The organism is Paenibacillus sp. NAIST15-1 (assembly GCF_001894745.1).
Lineage (GTDB): Bacteria > Bacillota > Bacilli > Paenibacillales > Paenibacillaceae > Paenibacillus_B > Paenibacillus_B suaedae.
On sequence record NZ_BBYF01000001.1, the window covers coordinates 371,300 to 389,291 of the forward strand.

Annotated in this window: 13 protein-coding genes and 1 other annotated feature; of the genes, 2 read left to right on the top strand and 11 right to left on the bottom strand. The window is 44.3% G+C overall.

The window, feature by feature from the left end:
- Positions 1–67: 67 nt before the first annotated feature.
- Both PBN151_RS01700 and PBN151_RS01705 read right to left on the bottom strand, forming a co-directional pair.
- The gene (locus PBN151_RS01700) at positions 68–1,864 is read right to left on the bottom strand and encodes a flavocytochrome c (RefSeq protein ID WP_021254311.1); all 1,797 of its coding nucleotides are present in this window, start codon (positions 1,862–1,864) and stop codon (positions 68–70) included.
- Positions 1,865–2,020: 156 nt separating this feature from the next.
- Entirely contained in the window at positions 2,021–2,551 is a 531-nt protein-coding gene (locus PBN151_RS01705; RefSeq protein WP_072727393.1) for a GNAT family N-acetyltransferase, read from the bottom strand.
- Positions 2,552–2,675: 124 nt separating this feature from the next.
- On the opposite strand from PBN151_RS01705, the gene PBN151_RS01710 reads away from it, so the two are divergent.
- Positions 2,676–4,424: an ABC transporter substrate-binding protein gene (locus PBN151_RS01710; protein ID WP_227774291.1), complete on the top strand. Its 1,749-nt coding sequence runs from the start codon at positions 2,676–2,678 to the stop codon at positions 4,422–4,424.
- A gap of 61 nt (positions 4,425–4,485) precedes the next feature.
- On the opposite strand, the gene PBN151_RS01715 is transcribed toward PBN151_RS01710, so the two are convergent.
- Positions 4,486–5,511: an alpha/beta hydrolase gene (locus PBN151_RS01715; protein WP_072727395.1), complete on the bottom strand. Its 1,026-nt coding sequence runs from the start codon at positions 5,509–5,511 to the stop codon at positions 4,486–4,488.
- 149 nt (positions 5,512–5,660) lie between these two features.
- Positions 5,661–7,346: an alpha/beta hydrolase family protein gene (locus PBN151_RS01720; protein ID WP_227774293.1), complete on the bottom strand. Its 1,686-nt coding sequence runs from the start codon at positions 7,344–7,346 to the stop codon at positions 5,661–5,663.
- Positions 7,347–7,621: 275 nt separating this feature from the next.
- Between PBN151_RS01720 and PBN151_RS31690 the strand changes: the two genes are divergently transcribed.
- Positions 7,622–7,726 carry a DUF6254 family protein gene (locus tag PBN151_RS31690; protein WP_005543954.1) on the top strand — a complete coding sequence of 35 codons (105 nt, stop codon included), beginning with the start codon at positions 7,622–7,624 and terminating at the stop codon, positions 7,724–7,726.
- Positions 7,727–7,949: 223 nt separating this feature from the next.
- Here PBN151_RS31690 and PBN151_RS01725 read toward each other — a convergent pair whose 3' ends face one another.
- The 7 genes from PBN151_RS01725 to tyrS form a co-directional block, all read right to left on the bottom strand.
- Complete coding sequence (locus tag PBN151_RS01725; RefSeq protein WP_065291372.1) at positions 7,950–8,264, bottom strand: YerC/YecD family TrpR-related protein; 315 nt, start codon at positions 8,262–8,264, stop codon at positions 7,950–7,952.
- A gap of 247 nt (positions 8,265–8,511) precedes the next feature.
- A complete protein-coding gene (gene nhaC, locus PBN151_RS01730; protein ID WP_072727396.1) occupies positions 8,512–9,897 on the bottom strand; it encodes a Na+/H+ antiporter NhaC in 1,386 nt (461 codons plus the stop codon).
- Positions 9,898–9,980: 83 nt separating this feature from the next.
- The gene (gene pdxK, locus PBN151_RS01735) at positions 9,981–10,808 is read right to left on the bottom strand and encodes a pyridoxine/pyridoxal/pyridoxamine kinase (protein WP_072727397.1); all 828 of its coding nucleotides are present in this window, start codon (positions 10,806–10,808) and stop codon (positions 9,981–9,983) included.
- A gap of 76 nt (positions 10,809–10,884) precedes the next feature.
- Positions 10,885–12,756, bottom strand: coding sequence for a tyrosine decarboxylase (gene tdc, locus PBN151_RS01740; RefSeq protein WP_072727398.1), 1,872 nt, complete (start codon positions 12,754–12,756; stop codon positions 10,885–10,887).
- Between the two features lie 74 nt (positions 12,757–12,830).
- Positions 12,831–14,240 (bottom strand): tyrosine-tyramine antiporter, encoded by a 1,410-nt coding sequence (gene tyrP, locus PBN151_RS01745; RefSeq protein WP_021254320.1) that lies wholly within the window; start codon positions 14,238–14,240, stop codon positions 12,831–12,833.
- 1,071 nt (positions 14,241–15,311) lie between these two features.
- A complete protein-coding gene (locus PBN151_RS01750; protein ID WP_072727399.1) occupies positions 15,312–15,992 on the bottom strand; it encodes a protein rep in 681 nt (226 codons plus the stop codon).
- Between the two features lie 80 nt (positions 15,993–16,072).
- Positions 16,073–17,335, bottom strand: a complete 1,263-nt coding sequence (gene tyrS / locus PBN151_RS01755; RefSeq protein WP_065291396.1) for a tyrosine--tRNA ligase — start codon at positions 17,333–17,335, stop codon at positions 16,073–16,075.
- A 115-nt stretch (positions 17,336–17,450) separates the two neighbouring features.
- Positions 17,451–17,675, bottom strand: a binding site (T-box leader).
- Positions 17,676–17,992 lie beyond the last annotated feature (317 nt).

The following is a 17,992-nucleotide window of genomic DNA, read 5'->3' on the forward strand; positions in this document are numbered from 1 at the left end:
CGGTCTACTTCCATTTACTATGATTAGCTTGTTAATCAGGCTTCACTATAATCACATCTGCCTAACTTTACTTCACAGACTGTTGTCCTGCAATACGGCCGAATGTAATGGCGTCCGCAACCGCGTTGCCGCCGAGACGGTTCTTGCCGTGGATGACACCTGTTACTTCACCTGCTGCGAACAAGCCTGGGATCGGTTGTCCCTTCTCATTCAATACTTGAGTCGTCTTGTTGATCACCACGCCACCCATCGTATGGTGAACGGATGGAACTGCTTTTTCAATATAATAAGGGCCCTTGCTCATGTCCTTCAGGCCAGCACGATGATGGAAGTCCTTATCATCTCCTGCTTTTGCGAAGCCGTTGACCCGCTCAATTGTTGCCTTCAATGCAGCCGGATCGATGTTGAAGAACTTTGCAGCGTCTTCAAGCGTGTCCGCTTTATACAGCATGCCCTCTTTCACGAGTGCGTCGTATTCGTCCTTGTGCACCTCGTGCGTTTTGCTAATATTCGCAATATCTTCGTTCCACAGTTGGTAAGCGTATTTTCCCTCTTGTGCCAAAATTGCCTTTGAAATTACGTCGCGGCGTTCAAGCTCTTCAACAAACCGCTTACCGCTTTGGTTTACAAGGATTGCGCCATCGAAACGGCTGTCCGCTACGAGCGAAATAACACCTGTTACTGGATCGCAGACCGGATACGTTTGAATGCTCTCCATGTTCGTTAATGCTGCCCCTACATCCTGAGCCATCACGATACCGTCACCTGTAGAGCCAGGAGCATCTGTTGTCATGTATTTCTCGTCATACTCTGGATTATATTTCTTACGCATTTCTACATTGGAGCCAAAGCCGCCGGATGCAATGATAACGCCCTTATTCGCATGGAATGTCAGCTTGCTTCCTTTAGCGCCTGTTGCTTCTACGCCGATTACTTTGCCAGAGTTGTCTGTGAGCAGCTTTTCCACTTTCGTATCTGTCTTCAGCGGAATGCCAGCCCCATCCAAATGCTTCTTCAGCTTCGTAATCAGCTCTGCCCCTGTATGTCCCTGTGGAATAAGCGCGCGCTTCACGGAGTGTCCACCGAACTGGAAAAGATGATCCGGCAAAAATTCAACCTTGATCTCATCCTTCAGCCATTCTGCTGCTTGGGTCGCATTCTCAGCCATCGTGCGCACCATCTCTGGATCACCGACGTTGTCGCCGCCCTTCAGCGTATCCTTAATAAATAATTCGACATCATCTTTAATGCCAAGTTTCTGTTGAACCCATGTGTTCGCTGCGTTCATTTCCCCACCGGAAATCAATGTGTTACCGCCAACGGTTGGCATCTTCTCCAACAGAACGACAGTAGCCCCTGCCTTCTTCGCTTCAATTGCCGCACTGAATCCCGCTCCGCCTGCACCAACCACAACGATGTCATAGGTTTGTTCCGCAGGCTCCTCAGATTTATTGGAGGAATCGGCCTTCTTCGCGATGAGCGTAATTCCTGCTTTAGATACAGCATCTTGGACTGCATCAATGAAGCCATGGCTCGTCATGCTGGAGCCGCTGATTGCATCTACTTCAGCCGTATTGGTGCTGATCATATTTTCTTTCAGCTGTTTATATACAGGCTCGGCCAGAACTTCGTTCTCCTTCTGTTCGAGTACCTTAATATCCGTAATTTCATTATTGTCGAATGTAACCTCTACCTTGATCGCACCGTGCTTGCCATCACCTTCCCCGACAGATGTAATGGTCTTGCCTTGTTCCTGCTGTGCGGCTCCTTGCGATTCCTTGCCACTTCCATTGCCACAAGCTGCTACCATTACAATAAGACATAAAATGAGCAGCCAAGTTCCAGCCTTACGAATGCTCTTCATGTTGTTATACCCCTCGTCTGTATATACTGGTTGTCCGCTGCGCATGCGGAAGATGTACCGTACATAGATAAGAGTAGCATATATTTGTAATGTTAAAAGTGAAAGTTATCACTTTCACCTAGTATATCTTTTATTTTCATATTTTCGCTATAGACTTTACTTCATGTACTCGGATTGCAGCAGTCCCATCTGGATAATATCGTGCCAAGCTCCATTGCGGAATAAGGCCTCTTTTATAACCCCCTCTTGCTTGAAGCCTATTTTCGAGTACAGCCTAATCGCTCTCTCGTTAAAATCGAACACCCGTAAGGACAATCGATGCAAATTCAACTCATTGAAGGCATAGTGCAGCAAAATCTGCAATGCTTCCTGACCGTACCCTTTCCCCCAATAATCCGGTTCGCCGATATCTATAATCAGCTCCGCATTGCGATTTTTGTAATCGATTGAAATGAGCGACATGATTCCGATGGGCGTATCCGTGTCTGCGTCACCAATGATATACGATTTCGAACTCGAAGATCCAAGTATAACAGTGCGAACAAAAGCATCAGTATCCTCAGGAGCATATACATCCATATGCGGATTCGTTGTCTCCATCACCCTTGCATCGTTTCTCCAGCTATGATACACCTGTGCATCCTTCTCCGTCATTTTGCGCAATCGGATTCTTTGTGTTGTGAACATAGGAATACCTCCCTGCTTCTCTCTTGTTTAGAAAACTAATAATAATTGCTTTATCCCTATTATCAGCCTTGCAAAAAGAGGAAAAAAGGGTATAATCCTTGCTTACATGTCCCCTTTTAGTGAGGTGAGTCAATTGCTTCAACTGGATTATTTATCATTGCGCGCCTATCTATACGAGCGTGAACATGAGCATACCGCAATGCTGCGGCTGCAAGAACTGGAGAATGTATGGCATTGCAGCCGGAAAAATGCTAGACGAAAGCTACTTAAGCTGGTATCTGAGTATGATTGTACTTACATTCCCGGACGCGGCAGAGGAAATCAATCCGAGATTTGCTTCGTTACGGATTTTTATGAGGATCTGCTTGATTTCATTCAGCTCTGTCTTCAGCAGCAGGACATGGAGCAGCTGCTTCAAGTGCTTCAGCTTCCTTTTCCAAGGCAGTGGATCGGTGATTTGCAAAAGCCTATTCAAGAGCAGTTTGGGCTGCAGTCTACAACAGTAGGTAAGGATGTGTTACATGCCATTACGACCTATCCGGTAACGAATCTTGATCCTGCGTTCGTATCGATCACCTATGATTCAATGCTTGCCTCGTTGATCGGGGATACACTGCTCCGTTATGATGCCGATCAGAATGAGCTTGTGCCTCATTTAGCTATTGGGTGGGAGGTCGATGAACAGGGGCTAACATGGACGATATATTTGCGCAAGCAGGTATGGTTCCATCACCATCGCGCTTTGACAAGTCGGGACGTCAAGTTCAGCATGGAGAGGCTCATGCATTCAGCCTGTCCCAATCGCTGGCTAGCCCGAGATATCGCATCTATAGATTGTCCTTCGCCACTCGTGGCTCGGATTATACTACATCGCTCGAATCCTTTGTTTGGGCGCTATCTAGCATCAACACCGATGATCATCCTCCCCGAAGATGGTGAGAATACGGACAGCTTCTTTATCGGCACAGGGCCATATCGGATTGTATCCTGCCAGCAGAATCGAGTTGTACTGCATGCATTTGATTCGTATTTTCGCGAGCGCGCTTATATGGATGAAATTCATTGTTGGCAAATGCCCCCGGAACGGGCACATCTTATCCAATATGACATTCCTAGCACTGGAACAGTTCCTTTCAATGCGGCATATGATCGTCCCACGGAACTTGGATATCGGTTTGCTATGTATAATACAAAGCACTCTTCTACCATGCAGAATCGCATGCTGCGGAAAGCGTTGAACGAATTGCTGGACATGGAAACCATGTGGAAGGAGTTAGGCAGAATTGGGCTTATCCCAGCCTCTCATTTTTTCCCATGGAGAAGCACTCTGATCAGGAAAAGTCTAACTGAGGCAAAAAGATGGCTAGCCGCCAGCTCCTATAGCGGCGAAAAGCTGCGGCTATATATGCTGGATATCCCAGAGGCATGGGAGGAAGCAGAATGGATTCAACAAAGGGCGCTCAGTATCGGGATCCATATCGAACTTCATCCCTACTCCTTTAACGATGTCCATGATTCGACGAACGATCCGCACATGGATATCATCCTGTCCGGTGAGGTATCATCACTGGATCCGCATCTGTCAGTGCTTGCTGCTTTCCGTAGCGATGCATTGGCTTTCCGTCGTTATTTGAGCGATGAACAGCTCGAATGGATTGATTCCCAATTCGTTTTGTTCCAGCATGAAAATGCGGAGGAGAGAGAAAGTCGAATTGATCGCATCGTCCAATACGTAGTTGATGAAGCCTGCATTGGTTTCATGCATCATCCGCAGCACGTGCGCCCCATTCATCCGATGCTGCAGCATGTTCAATATGATTCATTTGGATTTGCTGACCTGTATAAATTATGGACTCCACTGTTGAAAAATTAATATATAACCAACAGGAGCGCAGTATGCTTTGTCTTATTTTGTGCATATTGGCTCCTGTTTTTTATTTGCTTGCGTACTGCCTCAAAAATGACAAAGATTGCTCCAATGCCTTCATTCCAGACTCGGTATCTAACTTAAATTGAAACTCATGCTCGGTAATCGCCTCATTCTGCTCGAAAAAGAGCGAATGAACCGGGACATTCACTGCCTCCAGCCTTGCAGCCAGCTCTCTTCCGTGCTCCTCAAATGAATTTTTGTTGCCATCGGTAATAAAGGTTGGTGGATAATCCTTCGTCACAAAGTTCACAACCGAAGCTAACTTCACCTTCTCCACTTCATGCCAATTCTTCTCTCCGATGTAGCTCCAAGCTACTTGATTCAAGAAAAATTGCACAGGCAGTGAATACTTCGTACTGTGGAACAGTTGAAGATCGAATGGGCCGCAATACAGCAGCATTCCCTTTATCGTGTCTCGTGGCACTGCTTGCTCCATACCCATTTGACGTGCCAAATCTGAGTTCGTCTGAATAGCTGTATAGTTGCTGGCAATCTGTGCTCCTGCTGAATCTCCAGCAAAGAATAGCCGATTTGTATCAATCGGGAAGCGATCTGGATTTGCCTTCACATATTGATAACATTCATCCAGTTGCAAAAGAGGCGTAGGATATTTGGCTTCTGGTGCGCGCTCATAATTCATCGCCAATACCACATAACCTTGACTTGCTAACATGGTGGAAAAAATCGCAAGATCCTTCTTATCCCCTCCAACATACGCGCCTCCATGCACCCAGATAATAGTCGGGTATGATTTCGCTCCTTCGGCGCTTGATGATTGTGGCAAGTATATATCGAATCGGTTGTCCTTATACCTTGATGGATAGGTCAAATCATGCTGAACCTGCACTTGGCTGCTATACGAAGCATACCCTGCTGGCTGGGTCGCGATTGGAGTCTCAAATAGTTTTCTTACAAACAGCGCCGTTAATGCAGGTGTGCTGTTCACCAATATGTAGGGAACCAAAATAATGAGAACAAGGAAGATCAGAAGCCCGATTCTGCGTTTTCGCGGTTTTTTCGTACGTCGCATGACCAGCCCCCCTTTGACTATTTATCCATTATAACGCATAAATCATTCCACTCAAAAATCACAAAGAGCGCATAGCCTAGCTATCTAGACTATCACGCTCTTGGTTATAAGCTAATGCTATATTGACGTGTATAACGGCAACGATATCATTAGGATTGAGTTTTTATCCATTTCGCCATGTCAGTAATAACATCAAGCGGTACGTTGCCCGGCAGCATATATTCTTCTCCGGTCGATGGTTTATCATACGGTACAAAAACATGGTTCAGCTTCGGATACAGCTTGTATGCGACATTGGTACGAGCCGACAGCGCCTTCTTCCAGCCGTCTAAATGCTCCTTGCCCACTTGGACATCATTGTCCCCTTGGATGAGGAACATCGGAACTTGCTGAGTCTTCGCAATGTCTCCGCCATAATAATCGCGGAAATCAAACCACCAAGAAGGTGTGCCGATTGGCAAATTTGCCGGGTAGTTGTCGACTGTATATTCTTTATTTTTTATGATTTGAAGGGACTGCTTCCATGCTGCTACTTGTGCTTCCAATTGAGCAATTGCCTGCTCTGGAAGCTTCGACTCCTTTGCACGAGCCAATTGGCCTTCGAATTGCGTCAGCATGAGATCCTCAAGCGGGCCAGATGGCCCTGCTGCAACTACAGCTCCCCGAATTGCCTTAGCAGTATCCTGAGCAAGAATTCTAGGCACGAGCATTCCGCCTTGACTGTGGCCAAGCACAAAGATCTGCTGCTTGTTCAGCCGCTTGTCTTGGGCCGCCCAAGCAACCGCATGAAGGGCATCATCTATCGTCTCTTCCTTCACCGTAAAGCGTGGAACTGCGGTGGACTGATACGAATATTCACGCGTCCGCTTCTCATAACGAATCGTTGCAATCCCTTGCTTGGCAAGGCCGACGGACAGGTCACGGAACATCTTGCTGCTGCCGATCGATTCATCTCGATCATTCGCACCCGATCCATGTACAAGCACCAGAACCGGATAATTCCCGTCTCCTGACGCTGGCACTGTCAGTGTGCCCGGCAGCTTGAATTCCCCTTCTCCGATTACGATCGACTCTTCTCTATAAGCATCCTTATCATCATAGGATGGGGCTTGATATTGACCTTGGGGTACGAAATTGAAATACATATCATCCACCAAGCCGTCCTTAGCATAACGGAGTACCACGGATAATACCGAGCCTTTATCAGTCTTAAATGAGACGGCAGCATTACGATGCACATCATTTTCAGTTTGCGTGACTTGGATCAATTGGGTTGGATGTCCGAACATCGTCGTAATTTGCTTGGCAAACATGCCGATCGGGTACACGTGACCCGCTTTCTTGAGTGCCGGAGTCAGAGAAGATTGGATCTGCTCCACCGCTTCCGGACGGTCAGCGGCTGCTGCGAATTGCATGACAAATTGAGACGCACGCGTCTTCCAGTCCGACGTCTCTGCTTCCACTTTCCCATTTACCCACTTCGCTTGAATGTGCAGGGCTTCACACAGATCGTTCCAAGGTACAACCAGAATTCCTTGCTCCACTCTAGGTGCCGCAGTCAGCTTCAACGGTTGGCCGCTAATCGTCGATTCAACAGACCCGCTGCGTACGATCCATACACGATCCCCATAAGTAACCGTTGCTTCTTTCGTACTCTGATCCCACTTTACATAAGCTCCAATTGCGTTCGCCGCTTGCCGCAGTTGCACCATGCTAGCAGTTTCCTTCTTTTCTGATGCCGCTTCCTGCTTCGTCTCCTCCGCAAATGCAGTTGGGACTGCGCTCCCGAGCAGCAAACATGCTGCCATCATCCATTTCCAAGCTGATTTATTCAATTGGAATCCCCCCGGCCACAGAATTAGAACCCATTAGACATTTAGATAAATGTCTAAATAAAAGATATCACAACACCCAATTCCATGTCAAAAGAATCCATAACCCCTCTCCCCCTAACATTGGCGGGGATAGTCGCTATGAATCCAGCTCATATTAACAACACATTCGGTTCACAATTGAACCGAGTGCAGCACGGCTAGACAGATGCTTGCATCTATCCAGCCGCAAACTTACTATGCCTTATTGGGCTCATTTCAAGAGGAGGCTATCATCCATGTCCATTCCAAAACATCGCCGGGAAAACGCCGATAAAATCCGCAAGCAAACACCGCATGCGCATGGCAAGGTGAAATCATTCAAGGAGCTTGTTGAGGAGTAACATGCATGATAAGGGGCGACTTGAGCATTTCGCTTATCTTGTAATGATGCAGCGAAGCTTAGTCCCCCTCCTTCTCCCTAATGGTATGAAAATTGTATCGTATCACAAAGAATGAATTGATTTGAAGGCTGATTTTCCTTCTAGGTGCATAAGCTTGCATGGAGAGGTATTCATTGTACGCAGATCGCAGATACATCGTACGCAAAGTCTGAAGATTGGAAACTTACTTCTCTGGATTGTTCTCTGATTGTTCTTTCATACGTGCGAATACGAATTCATAGCTGTGGTTGCCATGATTCAAGGATCGCTTAACGCGGGAAATGGTAGCCGTGCTTGCATTCGCCTCAGCTTCAATCTCACTGTATGTGTTATGGTTGTGCAGCATCTTCGCAACCTGAAAACGCTGAACCATCGTCTTAATTTCATTTACTGTGCACAAATCATCAAAGAAAGCATAGCACTCTTCAATCGTCTCCAAAGATAAAATCCCTTGGAAAAATTCATCTAACGCTTTCCCCTGCAGCTCTTCTATTAACATATGTTTACCTCCTTGAGTACTGACTGGCTGATTTCCAATCTCATCATGTTGAAGGTGGGATTAGAAGGTCATTCATATGACATATCCAGTTATGTGATTTTTTTCTCCAAGTATCTGAAATAGGTATAACATATTATAGCATTATTTTTCATTAGTAATTAATACCACATATTTCATAAGAAGAGCAGCACCTTCCATAGAAAAAAAGCTGGCTCTATGCACCAACTTTTCTTCTTATCGTTTGCGATTATGCTGCTTTGGAAGCTTTGGAAGCTTTCGTAGATTTTCCCAAGAAACCGTACAAAATGTTGAGAAGCGGTGCAACAATACAGAAAATCGCGAACGGCAAATATTCAAGTGTCGATACGCCGAGTGTCCCTGTAATAAATACCCCACTGACGCCCCAAGGAATGAGCGCATTAAAAGCTGCTCCGCCATTGGCGAGTATTCTCGTCATTTCCTTGCGTCCCACATCAATCGCATCATACTGAGACTTGAACGCTTCTCCCGGTAAAATAATGGACAAGTACTGCTCTCCAAGGAGAAGGTTAATCCCCATCGAGCTAAGCGCCGTCATCAGAATCAGCTTTCCTTTTGTGCTAACAAATGAAGAGATGCGAGAAATAATCGTTTTGATGATGTTCAATTCTACCAACAGCCCGCCTAATGATAATGCAAGCAAAATAAGGGAAACAGACCACATCATGCTCTGGATACCGCCGCGAGACAACAGCTTGTCCACGCTCTCAACGCCTGTGTGCGCAACATAACCATCCTGCATCAGCTTAGATAGGCTTGCCAAGCTTGTTTCTGGGTGATAAATAAACAGAACTCCGATGGTAAAGACAATGCTTAGCAGCAAAGTCGGGATGGCCGGAATCTTGCGCCATGCACATAAGAAGAGTACCAATACCGGAATCAAGGTCCATGCAGATACGGTAAATGACGAATTCAAAGTCTGAACAAGTTCATTGATTTGTTCGCCTGTCGTCAGCACCTTCGCGTGACCTACAATTCCAAAGAACAAAAGCGAAATCAGGAAGGCGGGAATAACAACTCGCAGCATATAACGGATATGTTCGAACAAGTCAACCTCACCAATGGCTGAGGACAGGTTCGTTGTATCCGATAAAGGCGAGACGTTGTTTCCTAAGAATGCACCTGAAATGATTGCCCCGGTCGTAATGGCGGGATGGTATCCCATAATCTGTCCCATTCCGAAGAAGGCAATACCTACAGTTGAGATCGTAGTGAATGAGCTCCCTACTGTAATACCAACGACTGCACAAATGATAAAAACAGAAGGCAAAAAATATTTAGCGGACAAGATGCCAAAGCCATAAACCATAATCGTCGGAATTGTTCCTGCTGCAATCCACACGCTGATTAAGGCTCCAATTAGCATAAAGATGAGAATAGGGATTAATCCGGGTGTAATGCCGTTCGATATTCCTTTGTGAACGCGATCCCAAGATATGCCCTTTATTTTAGCGAAGACGATAATAATCCCCAAGGAGAATAGTATCGGAATTTGTGGATCCATGCTTAAGCCGATAATACAAGCTCCTATAATGGCTAATAAAACAACTAAAAGAAATAGGCTTTCTTTCAGTGTAACCTCTTCTTTCTTCATATAAGCCGAACTCCTTCATGACCAACTATTGCAATGCTGCGCTCGCAAATGGGGTCTATAGATTGGACATATACCTGCTGTGTTTAGCCATTCATGCGTTGTTCAGCCTTATTGTACGCACCATGCCATACAGGTCCTACAAATTGATTAAGCGCGAATCCGCCTCCAATGCCTGCTGTAACGAATTGCTTCGCTGTAGCTACTGCATCCCTGACCGACATCCCCTTCGCAAGACCAGCAGCGATAGCCGCCGCAAATGTACACCCTGCACCATGATTATGGTTCGTATCCAGCTTCTCTGCTTCGAACAATGTGAATGATTGACCATCGAACAGCAGATCAATAGCCTTCTGATCTTCCAATGTCTTGCCACCCTTAATGACTACGTGCTGTGCTCCAAGCTCATGAATCTTGGTTGCAGCTTCCTTCATATCCTCTAGCGTGCTAACTTTGCGAATTCCCGCAAGCTGTCCCGCTTCGAATAAATTGGGCGTCACAACCGTTGCTCTAGGAAGCAGAAGCTCTCGAATGGCTTCACCGTTTTCCGGTTGAACAACTTCATCCTCGCCTTTGCACACCATAACAGGGTCGATGACGACATTCGTGATGTCGTGCTGGTCAATAACCTCTCTAAGCAGTTCGATCACAGGAATGGAACCGAGCATGCCTGTCTTCATCGCATCTAGTTTGCCCCCAGATAATACGGTTTTAATCTGATTGCGAACAAGTTCAGGATCAATCGGATATACGGCATGATGCCAGTTGTTATCCGGATCCATCGTAACGATGGAAGTTATGGAAGAGAAGCCAAATGTTCCGTATTCTTCAAACGTTTTCAGATCCGCTTGTAGTCCAGCGCCGCCGCTAGAGTCCGAACCTGCAACCGTTAATACCTTTTTGATGTTTGTCATATCCAGCACTCCTTGGATAAAGAGGAATGCGCAACAACCGAAGATTGTTACGCATTCCATTTTATTAATTTGAAACTTACATTTCGTACAAGTAGATTTTTTCCAGCTTGTCTTGAATAGCTTTCTCAATCTTAAGCGCATATTCTTCGAATACGTCTTTGTCATGAGCATATGGAGACAAGGCACAAGCACGAAGGATTGTAACTTTTTCAACACGATCCCATTCTGGTCTGCTGAATCCAAGGCTGTTGACGAATTCCAATGGGCTGTTGCCATAGTCAGGAATTGCAAAGTCTGTATGAGAAGTGATGAATTCGTTGTTATACAATCCGCCCTTCACATAGGAAGCGTAATTGAAGAATTCATGGTTCAATTTGTTCATTTTTTCCAAGTCTGTGTTGCCTTCTTCGTTAAATACATAGTCAACCATGTTGAAGTCTGGTTTAGTCAATGGATGAAGTTTAATCACTTTGCCATTAACGTTGAATGTTCTTTCCTTCAAGAAGTTGTAGAAGCGATAAGCACCTTCGATGCTTGCGCCCATCAATTTACCAAAGCCTGTAACGTTAAGCGGCAATACTTTGTGTGCTGTCCATACAGCTGCTGCTGTTGCACCTGCTTTGGAACCTTCGAGAATGTACGCGCCGAGCAATGCTGGGATATCTGCACCCTTCTCGAATACGTATGTTGCGAAATAAGAGATCGCGTCGCGCATTCTGATATCTTGAATAACGATTGCACCTGCAGAGTAAGGGATATAGCCCATTTTGTGCGGGTCAATTGTAATGGATTCAACTTGGCTCATTGCTTTGAAGGCTTCATAAACATCTTCAGTAAGCCATTCGTCCTTCAAGCTCATATCTGTGAAGACATTGTGTTTCTTGAATACTTCATTGATTTTGTTATATTCGATGAATTGATCGTTTTCATCCAAGAAGATGGAACGTGCATATCCGCCGTAAGCTGCATCGACATGGATATAGAAGTAAATGCCTTCCTTCGCCAATTTTTCACGAAGAGCAACCATTTTATGAATATGGTCGATTTGACCTTCTTCTGTACTGCCGACTACGCCAACAACCCCAAGGACTGGCGTATTTTCTGCTGCCAGTTCACGAATGCGTGTTTCCAGCTTCTCAATATCCATGTGATAGCTGCTGTCTACATCGATTGCTTCAACAGCATCCAAGCCGATACCGATAATGTCGGCTGCTTTCAACCAGGAATAGTGTTTTGTTTGTGGAATCAACCATTTACCAAGCTTGTCTAAATAACGGCCGCTGCGTGCGGATTTTGCTTTAATATCATCCAATTTGTCTTGAACTTTGTCCAAAATGTCCATAATTTCATTCGTAGGCATGTTGAGCAATTCCCATTCGGATTTGCCTTCTACATGCTCAGGTGCAACTTCTTTAATCGCAAGCGGCAAGGATTTGATGTTACGTGCATACCAGAGACCTTCCAAGTTCGCGATGGAACCATCGGCACAGATGTGACCCCAGCTATGTCCTTCGCGATAGCTCATCATTTTGCACAATTCATGTCCAACTTCTTCTTCCATTTGGGATGTACCCGGAGAAGATTCATAAGCTACGTTGTTACCGTTCCATAGCATTGCTGCTGTATAAGCGATAATCGCAGGCATCAATGTTTCAGAGTTCATATGACCCCAGAAGCGTCCTGCTGTATGCCAAGGCAAGGATTCGGAACGAAGCTTGGAAGACAATTGATCGAATACGCTGCGCATATGGTCTGCAGTATTTTGGAAGCTCTCAGAGCTCTTATCGAAAGGAGAGATGACTGGCAAATCTTGCGGTTGATAGTTTTGTCTCCAGCCAACATGCTCGTCCACAATTTTATTCAATACTTCTTTGAAGAGATTAACGTTTTCGCCTTTAGAACCAAGGAATAATGCTTTCAGGTTAATTTCCGGAATTTGATAGTTCATGTTCTATTCCTCCCGTGATGTATAAATGAATTGAATGTGATGAAACGAATTGATGAAGCACTTAATTTGTGAAACTATTCACTCTTTTTCCAGCTTGGCTTCTTGAATTTATATATGATAAGGGCGATGCCCACCATAACAATTGTTGCGCCTACTTGATAAATGATATAACCCGTTGTTTGGCTTGGTTCGAGAATAGATGGTGGAATCAAGCTAACAACCAATGTAATGCCTACGCTCAACAAGGCCAGCAAAGCTACGAACCACATCAAGCCATTGCCTTTGCTGCCAAGTCGGAATGGTCTCTCGACTTCAGGCATTTTGTAACGAAGACGAATTGCTGAAATTGCGATAAAAGCATATACGAGACAATAGAGAATTGTCGTTGTAATTGTGATAATCAAGAACGCACTGTTTACGTCAGGTACTACGATATAAAGAACGGAAACTAACGAGATAACAATCGCTTGGATCAATACGAACGAAATTGGAATACCTTTTCCATTTCTCTTTTGGAAGAATGGCGGCAAGTTACCATCTTCTGCGACCTTGATCATCGATTTACTTGGTCCAAGTACCCATGCACTAAGCTGAACAAGTACACCGATCAAAATCATTGCCGATATAATATTAACGAAAATTGATGGAATGCCTAAGTCTTCACAGAAGATCAGGTAAGGCTGCGTAATGTTCGCAAGTTCCATTTTCCCCATTGGAACACCGTTTGCTACAGTAAGACCTGCAATCAGGTTGAAAATAACCAGCAGGATAACGGAAGCGATAACTGCAATCGGATAGTTGCGTTTCGGATTTTCGATGTTATTCGCATGTACAGAGGAGATCTCTACACCAGCGAAGATAAAGATGATACCGGACAAGAATGCCAAGCTTCCCAAATCGCTTAGATTCGGCAGCAAGTTGCTTGCTTTGAAGTCAGCCAAGTAACCTTGTGGGTTAATGCCATTTTTGAACATATACATAAGACCCAGGATTACGAGAATAACGAATGGGATATATACCCCGATAATTGCGCCCCAGTTACCTGCAATTTTGACCATATCGAACTTCAAGTTCAATAATGTAACGCCCCAATATGAAATCAGGATAACTGCGAATATGAAGTAATTGTTTGATGATAAATCGGGAACATTAATGACGTATCCGAATAGAACCCCTACTGTGGATGCGACCATTACCATCCCGAAGAACATTTGTACCCATAAGAGCCATGAGGTAACGAAGCCCCATTTCTCGCCTAAAGCGTTTTTAACCCATACTTGCGGTCCGCCCTCTTCAGGGAACCCTGTTGACAGCTCGGCTGACATCAACGCGATTGGCAAGGCGAACAATACGGCTGCAACCAACATATAAAAGATTTGAGTCCAGCCGGTGGCGGCAAGTGTCGGCACACTACGAACAGTACCGAAGAACGCCATCGTAATCCCAATTAACCCGAATAGCGTCAACTTTTTTGAATTGGCCATTGATCTATCCTTCTTTCTCTCAGTTGTCTAACCTTTTCAATCTTCCTAAATTATTCAAATCAATGAATAAGGTATGAATTGAAACTATAGGAATGCAATTGAAACGCTTCGAGCTCACCCCTTGATCATATGAAATTATTTATATAGTTTTGTTAATCGATTAACTTGCACCGTCAGTATACGCCTCATTTTTTTGTTCTGTCAATTCGATTCAACACCTTGTCACATAAGGTTTTTTCGTCATTTTCCAGAATCTTGTTAGCAAATACTTTAAAGCTTTTTCCAACAATTCGATGAAGGCTTTAAAGGTTTTTCGCTTCTATAGGTAAAAGCATTTCCAGGGTGAAATAGTGAATATAAATGCGGTAAATAGTATTTTTATATATACATCAATTCATCTTCTCTATCATTTATTTATTGATATTGAACACACATCCTTTCAATCATGAAATAAAAGCACACATGGGGATTGGTTGCCTACTAGACGATATCACTATCATGCGTTGGGGAAGTTGTTCTTATTCCCTAAGGTTGAACGTAATTGAGGGCAAAACTGGATTGGGGAACAAAGAGTGAAGAAAATACAAAAGGGAATACTTATACATGCTGGGGAATATGTTTACCGGCTTGCTGGAGTAAGGGAAACCTCTCAGAAATAGATAATACCCTCTCTATTTCTATTTTTTATCAAATTCCACTCAAATGCTTGAAGTACGCAGACACAAATGCAGAGGATTAATTTGGTAAGTAATTATGTTGAAATCGGCTATTTCTTATATCAAAACATGTACCCTTTCTTATTTTCCTATGATAATCCTCATATTTTAGTTGTGAAATATATCATAGCCAAACATTTCAATTTTTGATCTTTTAATTGCCTTTATAGATTAATGCGCTCAATCTGCATCAGATAGTGTATAATTTCTCTTCAACTCCCACTTTTTTGAACCAAGCAGTATTCATTGGTGACGTTCCGTACAAAGAAAGGACTGGATTTTGTCTCAATCCAGTCCTTCAAACTTCTATCATCTATATAAATTAAATGATGACTCTATTTCTTAGGATGATGATCTATTTGAGCCGTATCCCAGGATACCAATCGAGCATGATTTCGAATGCAGCGTTCGCTACGACATCTTCTGTTCGGTACTCGCTCAAATCATATACAGGAGCAGGCTTCAACTTCTCCATATATTCCTTCATCACTCTGCTGTATCCGATTAATCTGCGAGAAGGGAGTAGGGTACTTGGCTCACTACTCTCCAACCTTCGTTGTCCCCTATTCACTACAAGCTTGTCTAAGCCTTCGTCCATCTTTTGAACAGTCGCCTGCTGATCGCCCTTTGGGTTCACAACCTTCACGTTCACGGTCACATGGTCTACAGATTCTTTATCCAAAGCTCTGCACCATAGAGACAACCACGACTCTGCCTTAATATAATACCTGCCTTGAAAATAACTCTTAATTGTTGGAAGCAGAATATGTAGCTTAGGCTGGCAACTCTCTTCATTTCGTATAATATCCAACATTCGAAAGCAGCCTAGCGATATCTGCTTTACCTGTTTATACTTGCATAATCGATTGAACGCAATCAGCATACGGTCAAGTTCTTCATTCAGTTGATCGAGAGCCACTTCGGCAATCCCGAGATCGAGCATAAGCCAATTGACTTGCATGTCCTGATTGATAGCCGATATAATGCGATGATTCAGTAGAGCACTTTGCAGCGATTTTTTCCACGATTCTGGCATTTGGTTATCCTGCCCCCTAACTAAAGGAGATAAAGGAAAGAGAATAGCTGTAGCAGCTATTCTCCAAATTTCATGAGCAGCTATTCTCCCAATTTCACGAGGCTGTAGCTCTTTTTCCCTTTACGGATAATAATGAAGCGGCCATCGAAGGAATTGTCCACAGTAACTGTCATTTCCAGATCCGTTACTTTTTCTCCATTCATCGAAATTGCACCGTTCGCAATATCTTCACGCGCTTGACGCTTGGATGGTTCGATACCAAGATCAACGAGCCAGTCTACAATGTTTTTCTCTTCCTTAGAAGCATGGAATGTAGGCATATCTTTGAAGCCTTGCTCGATTTCATCTGCAGTCAGCGCTTTGATGTCTCCGCTGAACAAGGCAGCTGTAATTTTCTGAGCTTGTACCAATGCTTCTTCGCTATGAACGAATTTGGTCATTTCTTCAGCAAGTACACGTTGAGCTTCACGTTTATGCGGCTCAGTTTGTACTTTCTCTTCCAACGTCTTGATTTGCTCTTGCGTTAAGAATGTGAAGAATTTCAGGTATCTAATTACGTCACGATCATCTGTGTTTGCCCAGAACTGGTAGAACTCGAATGGAGTCGTTTTGTTCGGATCGAGCCAGATTGCACCGCCAGCAGTTTTACCGAATTTCGTTCCATCTGCTTTGAGCATCAATGGAATTGTCAAACCAAATGCTTTAGCTTCTGATCCTTCTTTTTTGCGAATCAAGTCAAGGCCGCTTGTAATGTTACCCCATTGATCCGCGCCGCCGATTTGCAGTTGTACGTCTTCATTAACGAACAAGTGATGGAAGTCCATCGACTGAAGAATCTGGTACGAGAACTCAGTGAAGGAGATCCCCGTATCGAGACGGCTTGCTACGATATCTTTCGCCAGCATCGTGTTGACGCTGAAGTTCTTCCCGTAGTCGCGAAGGAAATCAAGAATGGTTACGTTATGAGTCCAATCGTAGTTGTTCACCATGCGCAGGCCAGTGTCGCCTTCGTTCAAGAACAGCTTCTTCATTTGCGCAGTCAATGCATCTACGTTATTTTGGACTTGATCCATCGTTTGCAGCGTACGCTCTGTTGTACGGCCACTTGGATCGCCGATTGTCCCTGTTGCTCCACCAATCAGGATCACCGGACGGTGTCCTGCAAGCTGGAATCTCTTCAGCATCATGAATGGAATCAAGTGTCCGATATGCATGCTGTCCCCAGTAGGGTCAACACCACAGTATAATGATATCGATTTCTCGCTTGTTAATTTACGCAAACCTTCAGCATCTGTCTGTTGATTAATGGCACCGCGCCATTCCAATTCATCGATAATGTTCATCATTGTGATTCAGCTCCTTGGTGTGATTTTATATTTGATAATTGAGAATGTAAGTTCAAAACGCTACCTTATAGGTTTAGAAAAACAAAAAAATCGTCTCCTTGTCTATTGTAGACATAGGGACGATTAATTAACCGTGTTACCACCCAGCTTGCATGAACAGTGCTGCAGCCACTATTCATACCACTCTCGGCAATGATATCGATTGCCAATCCGCTTAGCGTTACCTAAGAACCTCCAGAGTGTAATTCGCAATTCATTGTGTGTACCAGGTCGCATCAACCCCTGGCTTTCTGAGAACAGTGACAACATTGCTACTTCGCTCTTTCATCGGGTTATTCAATATTAGATTACTGACAATCTTAGAACTTATTAAACCGTCTGTCAACACCATTTTTTTGAAATTTTAAAAATTGAAGAAGTTCAGAATCAGGGATCTTTTACGCCTCTGCTACTGTCCAGTCCCGATTAGTATGACTTAAACCGTATGTTCTATACAGCTGGATCAACGTTCAAATCTTCCATTAAGCCCACAACAAGGTCTTGATCCAGCGTCCATCTTGAAGCTGATACTTCAGCCTCGTATGCTTGCATTTGAACTTCCAGCTCATGAAAAGACCGTCAGGATGATCCCTGACGGTCTTTTGGGTTCTGCGC